Source organism: Thiomonas sp. TH-17 (assembly GCF_057473305.1).
The window spans coordinates 1-11,035 of sequence record NZ_JBYCKI010000245.1 but is presented as its reverse complement, the minus strand read 5'-3'; the positions used below and the strand labels follow the sequence as shown (position 1 = coordinate 11,035).

12 protein-coding genes are annotated in these 11,035 nt (G+C 61.2%); 11 read left to right on the top strand and 1 reads right to left on the bottom strand.

Going from position 1 to position 11,035, the window contains the following annotated elements:
• Together AC2VLV_RS14320 and serB are read left to right on the top strand one after the other, a co-directional pair.
• Positions 1 to 386: TRCF domain-containing protein (locus AC2VLV_RS14320; RefSeq protein ID WP_486990621.1), on the top strand; the 386-nt coding region annotated here is incomplete at its 5' end.
• Between the two features lie 52 nt (positions 387 to 438).
• Positions 439 to 1,320: a phosphoserine phosphatase SerB gene (gene serB / locus AC2VLV_RS14315; protein WP_486990620.1), complete on the top strand. Its 882-nt coding sequence runs from the start codon at positions 439 to 441 to the stop codon at positions 1,318 to 1,320.
• 29 nt (positions 1,321 to 1,349) lie between these two features.
• Here serB and AC2VLV_RS14310 read toward each other — a convergent pair whose 3' ends face one another.
• Positions 1,350 to 1,931, bottom strand: coding sequence for a glycine zipper 2TM domain-containing protein (locus AC2VLV_RS14310; protein ID WP_486990619.1), 582 nt, complete (start codon positions 1,929 to 1,931; stop codon positions 1,350 to 1,352).
• 390 nt (positions 1,932 to 2,321) lie between these two features.
• Between AC2VLV_RS14310 and cas3 the strand changes: the two genes are divergently transcribed.
• Genes cas3 through cas2 form a run of 9 tightly spaced genes read left to right on the top strand, consistent with a single transcriptional unit; the run spans position 2,322 to position 10,749 of the window.
• Positions 2,322 to 4,841: a CRISPR-associated helicase Cas3' gene (cas3, locus tag AC2VLV_RS14305; protein WP_486990618.1), complete on the top strand. Its 2,520-nt coding sequence runs from the start codon at positions 2,322 to 2,324 to the stop codon at positions 4,839 to 4,841.
• Positions 4,834 to 5,547: a type I-C CRISPR-associated protein Cas5c gene (gene cas5c, locus AC2VLV_RS14300; protein ID WP_486990617.1), complete on the top strand. Its 714-nt coding sequence runs from the start codon at positions 4,834 to 4,836 to the stop codon at positions 5,545 to 5,547. Before cas3 ends, cas5c begins: the two co-directional genes overlap by 8 nt.
• A 1-nt stretch (position 5,548) precedes the next feature.
• Positions 5,549 to 7,399 (top strand): type I-C CRISPR-associated protein Cas8c/Csd1, encoded by a 1,851-nt coding sequence (cas8c, locus tag AC2VLV_RS14295; RefSeq protein ID WP_486990616.1) that lies wholly within the window; start codon positions 5,549 to 5,551, stop codon positions 7,397 to 7,399.
• A gap of 18 nt (positions 7,400 to 7,417) precedes the next feature.
• Positions 7,418 to 8,311: a type I-C CRISPR-associated protein Cas7/Csd2 gene (gene cas7c, locus AC2VLV_RS14290; RefSeq protein ID WP_486990615.1), complete on the top strand. Its 894-nt coding sequence runs from the start codon at positions 7,418 to 7,420 to the stop codon at positions 8,309 to 8,311.
• A gap of 16 nt (positions 8,312 to 8,327) precedes the next feature.
• Complete coding sequence (locus AC2VLV_RS14285) at positions 8,328 to 8,534, top strand: hypothetical protein (protein WP_486990614.1); 207 nt, start codon at positions 8,328 to 8,330, stop codon at positions 8,532 to 8,534.
• Positions 8,531 to 8,773, top strand: a complete 243-nt coding sequence (locus AC2VLV_RS14280; protein ID WP_486990613.1) for a type II toxin-antitoxin system HicA family toxin — start codon at positions 8,531 to 8,533, stop codon at positions 8,771 to 8,773. Before AC2VLV_RS14285 ends, AC2VLV_RS14280 begins: the two co-directional genes overlap by 4 nt.
• A 12-nt stretch (positions 8,774 to 8,785) precedes the next feature.
• A complete protein-coding gene (cas4, locus tag AC2VLV_RS14275; protein ID WP_486990612.1) occupies positions 8,786 to 9,409 on the top strand; it encodes a CRISPR-associated protein Cas4 in 624 nt (207 codons plus the stop codon).
• Entirely contained in the window at positions 9,409 to 10,443 is a 1,035-nt protein-coding gene (cas1c, locus tag AC2VLV_RS14270) for a type I-C CRISPR-associated endonuclease Cas1c (RefSeq protein WP_486990611.1), read from the top strand. Before cas4 ends, cas1c begins: the two co-directional genes overlap by 1 nt.
• A gap of 15 nt (positions 10,444 to 10,458) precedes the next feature.
• The gene (gene cas2 / locus AC2VLV_RS14265; protein ID WP_486990610.1) at positions 10,459 to 10,749 is read left to right on the top strand and encodes a CRISPR-associated endonuclease Cas2; all 291 of its coding nucleotides are present in this window, start codon (positions 10,459 to 10,461) and stop codon (positions 10,747 to 10,749) included.
• Positions 10,750 to 11,035 lie beyond the last annotated feature (286 nt).

Here is an 11,035-nt window from a genome sequence, read left to right as displayed (position 1 = left end):
TCTCGCTCTACAAGCGTCTGGCCAGCGCCACTACCAGCGCCCAGCTCGACAGCGTGGCCGAGGAAATCGTCGATCGCTTCGGCCGCCTGCCGCCCCCCGCGCAGGCCCTGGTGGACACGCACCGCCTGCGGCTGATCGCTCAGGGCTACGGCATCACCAGGATCGACGCGGCCGAAGAAGTGGCCATCCTGCACTTCCGCAAGGATGCCCCGGTGGACGCCGCCCGCATCATTGACCTCATCCAGAAAAACCGCCACATCAAGCTCACCGGCAACGACCGCCTGCGCATCGAACGCCCGACCAAAGACGCCGCGCAGCGCGCCCAGCTCATCCGCGACACGCTCAAGCAACTCGGCAGCCCAAAGCCTCTAATGGCCGTGGCCTGAGCGCGTGCCGTAAAGTTCGTCCCGCACCCCACCACTCCCTCACAGACCCATCATGTACCACCTCGTCATTCAGCGCCACACCGCCCCGCTCTCGCAGGACAACCTCGACCATCTCTGCCACGTCGCCGCGCCAATCAGTCTGGAAAAATTTGCCGACGACCACGGCCCCAACCGCGGCCATAACGGCGCCCGCCTGCGCGACATCCGCAGCGCCGGCCCCGGTATGCGCCGCACACTCGACAGCTACTGCCGCGAGCACCACATCGACTGGGCCATCATCCCTGCCGGGCTGCATCTGGGCGACTTCAAGCTGCTGGCCATGGACATGGACTCGACGCTGATCAATATCGAGACCGTCGATGAAATCGGCGCCGCCGTCGGCAAGAAAGACGAGATCGCCGCCATCACCGCAGCCGCCATGCGCGGCGAGATCGCCGACTACGCCACCAGCCTGCGCCAGCGCGTCGCCCTGCTCTCCGGGGTGCCGCTCGTCGCGCTCGACAAGCTCTACACCGACACCCTGCGCCTGAACCCCGGCGCCGAAACCCTGCTCTCTGCCGCCAAGGCCGCCGGGCTGAAAACCCAGCTCGTCACCGGCGGCTTCACCCACTTCACCGACCGGCTGAAACAGCGCCTGGGCTTCGACCGCGTGGCCGCCAATGTGCTGGGCGTGAAGGGCGAGGCGCTCGACGGCACGCTCATCGGCGACATCATCGACGGCGAAGCCAAGAAAAAGGCCGTGCTCGCGTTCTGCAACGACCTGGGCTGCGATCCCGGCGAAGTGCTGGTGATTGGCGACGGCGCCAACGACCTGCCGATGATGAACGCGGTGGGCTTCAGCGTGGCCTACCACGCCAAACCCAAGGTGCGCGAAGCCGCCACCGCCGCCATCGACTTTGGCGCCCTCGACAGCCTGCTGCACTGGTTCGAATAAACGCGCCTCAAAGCCGCATTACGGCAGCATCACGGCAGGGTGACTGCCGGATACTGCGATCCCGCCATCGCCCCCACGGCCGCGCCCAGCGCCGCCGCCGCCGTCTTGCCATTGCCGTGGCCGAAGCGTGAACCCACCAGCCCACCCACCACCCCGCCGATCACCGTGCCCGGCGTGATCTGCGTGGCATAGGGATTCGCCGCATTGGCCCCCACCACCGCGCCCAGCGCAGCCCCCGTGGCGGCCATGGCCGTGCGGCCGTTGCCCGCCCCGAAGCGTGAGCCGATCAGCCCACCGGCCACCGCGCCCAGCGCCGCACCTGGCAAAGCCGATTGCGCCACAGGCGCCGGGGCGTAGCCCGGGGACGCTGTGTAGGCAGGCTGCTGAACATAGGCCGGTTGCTGCACATACTCGGGCGGCGCCGCCGCATACCCGCCGGCATACCCCGGCTGGGCATAAGACGCATAACCCGGCTGCTGATATACAGGTTGCTGATAGCTCGGCTGCTGCGCAGGCGCATACCCAGCGGAATAGGACGGTGGCACGACGGCGCAACCGCCCAGCACAACCATCGCCGCAACACCCCCCAGCAAACCGGCTCGTCGAATCATGACGTTTCTCCTTGGAACGATAGACACTGCCCCAACAACGCGCCTCGCCCGAACTTTGACGACAGCCACCGAGGTCACTCACCATGCTTGGCGTGCCCAGATGTAACGGTGGTTGTCGTCCATCGCATTCCTCCGGCATCATCAGAATATCAAGGCAGCAATAAGAAAAACAGCCACATCAAACCCGAATACAGACATGCAAGTGCAGCAGATTCAGCCCATCGCGCATGCAGCGAGGAATTCGGAAGGGCGGTGGCGAGAGCCGCATGACCTCGAAGCGCATCTTGTCGATGTCGCTGTACTCCGCATCCCCAGAACTGCGACGATGTTCTGCGATTGCAAGGAAAAACCGGTCACTGAATCCATGGCGCCCGACATACCTCCACGCTGATGAAAAGCATCGAGACTATTCAAGCCATCGCCCACGTTCGTGGCGACAGTGGAATTTGTCAGCCCTTAGAAGCTCACCTAACAGGGGTCTCGGCCCTAGCCTCAGGGTTCGCGGCAAAGTTCAGCATGGGTTTGCACGGCGAGTTGATCGGGCTGTTGCACGATCTGGGGAAGTACAGCGCTGCATTCCAAACTTATATCCAGTCTGCGACAGACTTGCTGAATCAGGACGAGGACGAAGAGTTTGTCGATGCGGCTGGCCTCAAAGGCAAGATTGACCATTCGACCAGCGGCGCGCAATTCATCTGGCAACACCTTGCAAGCAAGGATGCGCTGGCGCACGTCGCTGGACAAATTCTCGCGCTGTGTATCGCTTCTCATCACTCCGGCTTGATCGATTGCCTGACTTCGGTGCCGGGCAAGCCTGTGGAAGACGGCTTTACCAAGCGCATGAACAAGCCAGACTCGAAAACAAATCTGCAAGAAGCCTTGACCAAAGCCGACCCGAACATACTGGCCGACGCACGGAAGTTGCTTGCTCAGCCCCAACTCGGTTCGACTTTTCAGGCGTGGCTCTCGAAACTGCTCGACACCGCGCCCGGGGCAACGCACCAGGACAAAGCGGCCAGCCCCGCCATGCAGCAGCAGATTGGCTTGCTCGTGCGTGCGCTGTTCAGTTGCCTGATCGACGCTGACCGTATCGACACGGCCGATTTCGAACACCCTGGTCGTGCCCGCAAACGCCTGCGCGGCAATTACACGCCGTGGGAAACGCTGATTGCACGGCTCGAAACGCATCTGGCGAATTTCTCGCCGACTCAGCCCATCGACACTTTGCGACAGGATATTTCCCGCCACTGTCTCGAAGCCGCCACCCGCGACACCGGCATTTACACACTGACCGTGCCGACCGGCGGCGGCAAAACGCTGGCGAGCCTGCGCTTTGCACTTCACCATGCGCAGAAACACGGCCTCGACCGCGTGATTTACGTCATTCCGTTCACGTCCATCATCGACCAGAACGCCGAAGTCGTCCGCCGGATACTCGAACCCGAAGGCGTCGAAGCAGGCAGTGTGGTGCTGGAACACCACTCCAACCTCACGCCCGAGGATCAAACTTGGCGCAGCAAAATCCTCTCCGAAAACTGGGACGCGCCGGTCGTTTACACCACCATGGTTCAGCTGCTGGAAACGCTGTTCGGCGCGGGTACACGCGGCGCACGCCGGATGCACCAGCTCGCCAACGCCGTGCTGGTCTTCGACGAAATCCAGAGCCTGCCGGTGCGCTGCGTACATCTCTTCAACAACGCGATGAATTTTCTGGCCGACCATTGCCGCAGCACGGTCGTGCTCTGCACCGCCACCCAACCGCTACTCGACCGGGTTGATGCGAGCAAAGGGGCGATCCGCATCCCGCCCGGCAACGAAATCATCCGCGACGTGCGGCAGTTGTTCGATGACTTGAAGCGCGTCGAGGTCGTGAACCTGCGCAAGCCGGGCGGCTGGACGCAGGAAGCTATTGCTGCTCACGCGCAGGAACAGGTCGAGGCCGTTGGCAGCTGCCTTGTGATCGTGAACACGAAAAAAGCCGCACAGGCACTCTATCGCCTGTGCCGCAGCCATCCCACTATCGCCGTTTTCCACCTCAGCACCAGCATGTGCCCCGCGCACCGCAAGGCCAGGCTCGATGAAATTCGCAGCCGCCTGGACGCGATCCCGCCGTTGCCGACCTTGTGCTTCAGCACGCAGTTAATCGAGGCCGGTGTCGATGTCGATTTTGCGTCCGTCACCCGCTACGCCGCCGGGCTCGACTCCATCGCGCAGGCGGCTGGGCGCTGCAACCGCCACGGCAAACGGGCGCGCGGCACGGTGTTTGTCGTCAACCCGCGTGACGAAGACGAAAACTTGAGCAAACTGCCTGACATCCAGATTGGCCGCGAGAAGGCCAAGCGCGTGCTCGACGACTACGACGCCGACCCGGAGAAATTCGGCGCGAACCGCATCGGCCCGGAAGCGATGGCCTGGTACTACACCAATTATTTTTTCGACCGCGCCAACGAAATGGCCTACCCCGTATCCGGCAACACGCTCGGGCGAGACGACACCATGCTCAACCTGCTGTCGCACAACACGCAGGCGGTCAGCGACTACGCGCGCACTCAAAGGCAGGCCCCGGCGCGCTTCCTGCGGCAATCCTTCATGAGTGCTGCGCGCGCCTTCAAAGCCATCGATACTCCGTCGCGCGGCGTGATCGTGCCGCACGGCGAAACCGGCAAAGCGCTGATCGTCGAGCTGTGTGCGGCTTACTTGCCGGACAAGGAATTCGAGCTATTGCGCCGCGCCCAGCAGTTCAGCGTCAATGTGTTACCACGCCAGCTTGAGGCGTTGAGTAAAGCCAAGGCCGTATGTGAAATCCAGGAAGGAACCGGCATTCTTTATCTGGCCGATGCTCGCTATTACAGCGAAGAATTCGGCCTTTCCGACACCCCTGAAGGCTTGATGGAGGTTCTCAGTGTCTAACCGCAACAGCATCGAATTCAAAGTCAGTGCGCGTCATGCGCTCTTCACTGACCCACTCACCCGCATTGGTGGCGAGAAATGCTCGTACCACTTGCCGACCTACGAAGCCCTCAAAGGCATCGCCAAGTCGATCTACTGGAAGCCGACCTTCATCTGGGTCATCGACGACGTGCGGGTGATAAAGCCCATCCGCACGCAGACCAAGGGCACGAAGCCGCTCGAATATGGCGGCGGCAACACACTCGCCATCTACACCTTCCTCGCGGATGTCGAATATCAGGTGCGTGCCCATTTTGAGTGGAACGAACATCAGCCCGGACTCGCGGACGACCGCATCGACGGCAAGCATTTCGCCATCGCCTGGCGGATGCTGGAACTGGGCGGACGACAAGACATTTTTCTCGGCACGCGCGATTGCCAGGGTTATGTCGAGCCCTGTGAATTCGGGTCTGGCGTCGGGCATTACGACGGCATCGACCGCATGGACTTCGGCCTCACTTTCCACGGTTTCGATTACCCGGACGAAACCGGAGACACCTTGTTGACCGCACGTTTCTGGCGACCCGTCATGGAATTCGGTCAAGTGCGGTTTCCGAGGCCTGAAGCCTGTGATATCCGCAAGCCTGTCCGCCCCATGACCGCGAAGCGATTCGGCAAGAACCGGGTGCGCAGCGTCGAAGACGAAGCCAGTGAACTGGGAGTGTGAGATGAGCTGGATACAGAAGCTCTACGAGACTTACGAGCAAAACGCCCGGTTGCACACGGAAGATGCATTGCAACCTTGGTCCGTCGCACACTTTTCAAAGCGCGCTCATGTCGAGATTGTGATCGATGAATCTGGAAATTTGCGCCGGATTAGAAAACTTGGAGCCTCGGAATCTGCAACGATCATCCCAGTTACCGAGGCGTCACTTGGAAGGTCTGGAAGCAAAATTGCCCCTCACCCTCTATGTGAAGAGACCAGTTATTGCGCTATCGACTTCCCTGATGGCAACAAGAAAAAGCAAGAGGCTTATTTCTTCAACTTGGAGAAATGGTGCCAATCCGACCAAGCACACCCAAAAGCCACAGCGATTCTCACTTACTTGAAACGTGCGACGCTCTGGGCTGATCTGCTACGCGAAGAGATGATTCCTTTAGTCGTTGAAGGTGCGCGGGCCAAAGAAAAAATCAGTGATGAAAAGATTTTCGCCCGCTGGCGTGTTGAGGCTTCGGGCAACCTTGTATCGGGTACATGGGAAGATGCCGAACTGATCGAGTCCTGGACAAAGTACGACTCGATAAATAACCCCAAGAATGGGATATGCATGGTTCTGGGAGAGGAAGCCAGGATCGGCAACAACCACCCGAAGTTCATCCGCCACGCGGGCGACGGTGCCAAACTCATCAGCGCCAACGATAGTTCAGGCTTCACTTTCCGTGGCCGCTTTACCGACGACACTGGCCAGCAGGCCTGCGGTATCAGCTATGACGTCACACAAAAAGCCCACAACGCACTACGTTGGCTAATTCTGAGACAAGGGCACAGATACGGCGACCCGAAACAACCTCAGGTTGTCGTCAGTTGGGCTGTTGGCGGCGCACCCATCCCAGACCCTGTCGTCAACTCGCTCATGCTTATCCTCACAGGCGAATCTGAGACAAATTCGCCCGCCGTCATCGTCGACACCGATGCAGGACAAGCCTTCGCCAAACGTCTGAATCTGGCTCTGAAGGGCTACCGGACGAAACTTGGCCCGACCGACGACATCGTCGTGATGGGTCTGGATTCCGCCACCCCCGGACGCATGGCGATCACCTTCTATCGCGAGCTGACCGGCTCAGAATTTTTCGCGCGCATCGAGCGTTGGCACAGCGACTTCGCCTGGCATCAGAACTTCGGCAAGGACAAGCACTTCGTCGGCGCACCTGCGCCACATGACATCGCCGAGGCCGCGTATGGGCGTCGCCTCGACGACAAGCTCAAGAAAGCCACAGTCGAGCGCCTGCTGCCATGCATCGTCGATGGGCAGGCGCTGCCGCGCGACCTCCTTGAGTCGGTCGTCCGCCGCGCTTGCAATCGGGTCGGGCTGGAACGCTGGGAGTGGGAAAAATTTCTGGGTATCGCCTGCGGTCTGTACCGGGGCGCTTTCAAAAACGAGGGATACGAGATGGCACTGGAAACCGACCGGCGCAGCCGGGATTATCTGTATGGACGATTACTGGCAGTGGCCGAGCACATCGAGAGCCGCGCCCTGTACGTGGGCGGCGAAAGCCGCGACACCGCCGCTGCCAAATTGATGCAGCGATTTGCCGACCGGCCCGCGAGTACCTGGCGGACGATAGAGCTGGCGCTGGCACCCGCCAAATCCCGTCTGCGAGCGCGGCGAGCCCCGTTCATGCTCAACATGGACAGGTTGCACGACGAAATCGTCGCGCTGTTCGAGGGCGATGCGTTCATGGACGATAGCAAGCTTTCCGGCGAATTCCTGCTCGGCTATCACTGCCAGCGGCAGTCGCTGAACCCACCCAAACCCGACACCGTTCCGTCGGCTGATGAAGACACCCCAACCGAATAATTTCACGAGGACACATCCATGAGCACCCTGCAAAACAAAATCGATTTCGCCGTGATCTTTCGCGTGAAAAATGCCAACCCGAATGGCGACCCGCTCAACGGCAACCGCCCGCGCACCGATTACTCGAATTTCGGTGAAATGAGCGATGTCTCGATCAAGCGCAAAATCCGCGACCGCCTGCTGGAGCGCTGGATCGACGCAGGCCGGAACGACGACGGCAACATGATTTTTGTCCAATCCGACGACCGCAGGGCCGACGACGCCAAAAGCTTGCGGGCACGCGCTGAAGCCGGGCTGGGTAAGGAATTGGGATCGGACAAAACCGCTGAGCTGGCCTGTAAAAAGTGGCTTGATGTCCGCGCGTTTGGGCAGCTTTTCGCGCTCAAGAGCAACAAGAAGGCAGGCAAGAAAAAGGAAGACGGCAGCGACGAAGAGGGGGATACCGGCGTTTCCATCGGCATCCGCGGCCCGGTCACGGTGCAATCGGCATTCAGTGTCGAGCCCATCGACGTGACCAGTATGCAAATCACCAAAAGCGTGAGCGGCGAAGGCGACGGCAACAAACGCGGTTCAGACACCATGGGCATGAAGCACCGTGTTGATCAGGGTGTCTACGTTCTTTTCGGCAGCATGAACCCGCAACTCGCCGTGAAAACCGGCTTTTCGGACGACGACGCAGAAGCGATCAAACAGGTTTTGCCTCGGCTCTTCGAAAACGACGAAGCCGCCGCGCGCCCCGCTGGCAGTATGGAAGTGCTCAAAGTGATCTGGTGGAAGCACAACTGCAAGGCCGGTCAGTACTCGTCTGCCAAAGTTCACGCCACACTCGACAGGCAATCTATCAAGTCCGACGGCAGCTATAAACTGAACTCACTTGAGGGACTCGTTCCCCAAGAAATCAATGGGTTCTGACCGAGGTAACTCTCCCATGACCGAAATTCACTTCATCGTCGAACAGGCCCCCGAAGGGGGCTATGTCGCCCGCGCCGTGGGGACTGACATCTTCACCGAGGCCGACGACCTTGAAGCGCTGCATGCGCAGGTGCGCGATGCGGTGCATTGCCACTTCGAAGCGGCAGAGCGCCCCGGACTCATTCGCCTGCACATCACCCGCGAGGAAATGCTCACCGTATGAGGCTGCCGCGTGATCTGTCCGGGGCGGATCTCGTCAAGCGGCTGGAGCGCCTGGGCTACCAGGCCACGCGACAGACCGGCAGCCACTTGCGGCTGACCAGCACGCTTCAAGGCGAGCACCACGTCACCGTGCCGCGCCACGACCCGTTGCGTATCGGCACGCTGGCCGCCATTCTGGATGCGGTCGGGGCGCACCATGGCCTCAGCCGCGATGCCTTGCTTGATCGGCTGTTCAACTGACCGCGCCGAATCGTGAACCCCGCAGACGACCCTGTCCCACTCTCGGCCTTGCAGCACTGGGTGTACTGTCCGCGGCAATGCGCGCTCATTCATCTGGAGCAAGCCTTCGACGACAACATCCACACCGCGCGCGGCAACGCCGTGCACAAACTGGTGGACACGCCCGGCTACGAAATCCGCTCGGGTGTGAAGGTCGAGCGCAGCCTGCCCTTGTGGTCTGATCGTCTGGGGCTGATCGGCAAGGCAGATCTGGTGGAGTTCCATCCCGACGGCACCGTCTTTCCGGTGGAATTCAAGCACGGCCGCAAACGTCAGAAAACACACGACGACATTCAACTCGCCGCCCAGGCCATGTGCCTGGAAGACATGCTGGGCCGTCCCGTGCCGCTTGGTGCCATCTACCACGCCAGCAGCCACCGGCGACGCGAAGTCGCCATCACGACCGAACTGCGCGAACTCGTCGTGCAGACCGCAGACGCCATACGCGAGATGCTGAGCGCCGGAACGCTGCCCCCGCCGGTGTTCGATGCGCGCTGCCGAGAGTGTTCGCTCAAAGACATCTGCCAGCCCGAAGCCCTGACCGCAACCGCCATGCAGCGCGCATTGCGAACCCACTTGTTCAACCCGGAGGACTGATGCTGACCCTGCAAAACACCCTCTACGTGATGACGCCGCAGGCTTACGTTCACATCGACAACGCCACCCTGCGCGTCGATGTCGAGCGAGAAAAGAAACTCCAGGTTCCCCTGCACCACATCGGCAGCCTGGTGTGTTTTGGCAACGTCCTGGTGTCGCCCGCGCTCATGCACCGGCTGGCCGACGAGGGCAAATCACTCGTGCTCCTCGATGACGCCGGGCGCTTCAAGGCCCGGCTCGAAGGCCCCATATCGGGCAATATCCTGCTACGGCAGGCCCAGCACCGGGCCGCGGGCGACGCAGCAGTCAGTCTCGAAATGGCGCGGCTGTTCGTAGGCGGCAAGATCAAGAACAGCCGCAGCATTCTGCAGCGAGGAGCGCGCGAAAGCGCCGACCCCAACGAAGTGGCCACACTCACCCGCGCCGCCGACAACCTTGCCGCTTCACTTCGAGCCACGGCCCAGGCCACGACCTTCGACATCCTGCGCGGCATTGAAGGCGAGGCCGCCCGCGGCTACTTCGAGGCGCTCAACCACATCGTCAAACCCGCCCTGCGCGGAGCCTTCCGGTTTGAAGGCCGAACCCGGCGCCCGCCCCTTGACCGCTTCAACGCCCTGCTCTCGTTTCTCTACGCCCTGCTCATGAATGACTGCCGCTCGGCGCTTGAGGCCGTCGGTCTCGATCCCCAACTCGGGTTTCTGCACACCGTGCGCCCCGGCCGCGCGGCGCTTGCCCTCGACATTCAGGAAGAGTTTCGTGCGGTACTTGCCGACCGGCTGGCACTCACGCTGATCAACCGCGGCCAGATCGCCGCCGAAGACTTCGACCAGCACGAAGGCGGCGCCGTCCTGCTCTCCGACAAGGGCCGTCGCAAAGTCGTCACCGCCTGGCAAGAACGCAAACAGGAAGAAATCACCCACCCCCTGCTCGAGACCAAAATGCCCATCGGCTTGCTGCCCTTCATCCAGGCCCGGCTGCTTGCCCGCAGCATTCGTGGCGAGATGGATGCCTACCTCCCCTATCTGGCGCGGTAGCCGATCAGAACGACCATGCTCATCATCGTGACATATGACGTCTCCACCGAAACCGCAGCGGGCCGCAAGCGCTTGCGGCGCGTTGCCAAGGCCTGCGAACGTGTGGGGCAGCGGGTGCAGAAATCCGTGTTCGAATGCGAAGTTGATGCCATGCTTTACGAGGCTCTGGAGCGAGAACTACTCGCCGAAATCAATCTTGAGGAAGACAACTTGCGCTTCTACCGCATCACCGAGCCGACCGACATGCGCGTCAAACAATATGGTGTTTTCCGTTCCACCGATTTCGGTGGCCCACTTGTGGTGTAAGCCGCGAACCGGCATCGCCGCCCAAAACCCGGTAGGTTCGCGCATCATGCAAGCCCTTGATCTTTCACAATTTGATGAGATTTCCTTTCCGCCAAGTTCCCCTTCGACACACCGGAGGCTCCGGTTCGCGGGAAGAAGCTACAACTCCGTTGCACAACAACACGTTGCCGCGACGGAGTCTCGCCCGGGTTAATCCCCGGGCGCGGATTGAAACCCACGCCGATGCCCAGCTTGCCCAGCAACTCCACGTCTCGCCCGGGTTAATCCCCGGGCGCGGATTGAAACC

What these genes read in the sequence shown, in the direction of transcription:
- serB (WP_486990620.1), top strand. Translation starts at nt 439, where the DNA reads ATGTACCACCTCGTCATTCAGCGCCACACCGCCCCGCTCTCGCAGGAC.
- AC2VLV_RS14310 (WP_486990619.1), bottom strand. Translation starts at nt 1,931, where the DNA reads ATGATTCGACGAGCCGGTTTGCTGGGGGGTGTTGCGGCGATGGTTGTG.
- cas3 (WP_486990618.1), top strand. Translation starts at nt 2,322, where the DNA reads ATGAAAAGCATCGAGACTATTCAAGCCATCGCCCACGTTCGTGGCGAC.
- cas8c (WP_486990616.1), top strand. Translation starts at nt 5,549, where the DNA reads ATGAGCTGGATACAGAAGCTCTACGAGACTTACGAGCAAAACGCCCGG.
- cas7c (WP_486990615.1), top strand. Translation starts at nt 7,418, where the DNA reads ATGAGCACCCTGCAAAACAAAATCGATTTCGCCGTGATCTTTCGCGTG.
- AC2VLV_RS14285 (WP_486990614.1), top strand. Translation starts at nt 8,328, where the DNA reads ATGACCGAAATTCACTTCATCGTCGAACAGGCCCCCGAAGGGGGCTAT.
- AC2VLV_RS14280 (WP_486990613.1), top strand. Translation starts at nt 8,531, where the DNA reads ATGAGGCTGCCGCGTGATCTGTCCGGGGCGGATCTCGTCAAGCGGCTG.
- cas1c (WP_486990611.1), top strand. Translation starts at nt 9,409, where the DNA reads ATGCTGACCCTGCAAAACACCCTCTACGTGATGACGCCGCAGGCTTAC.
- cas2 (WP_486990610.1), top strand. Translation starts at nt 10,459, where the DNA reads ATGCTCATCATCGTGACATATGACGTCTCCACCGAAACCGCAGCGGGC.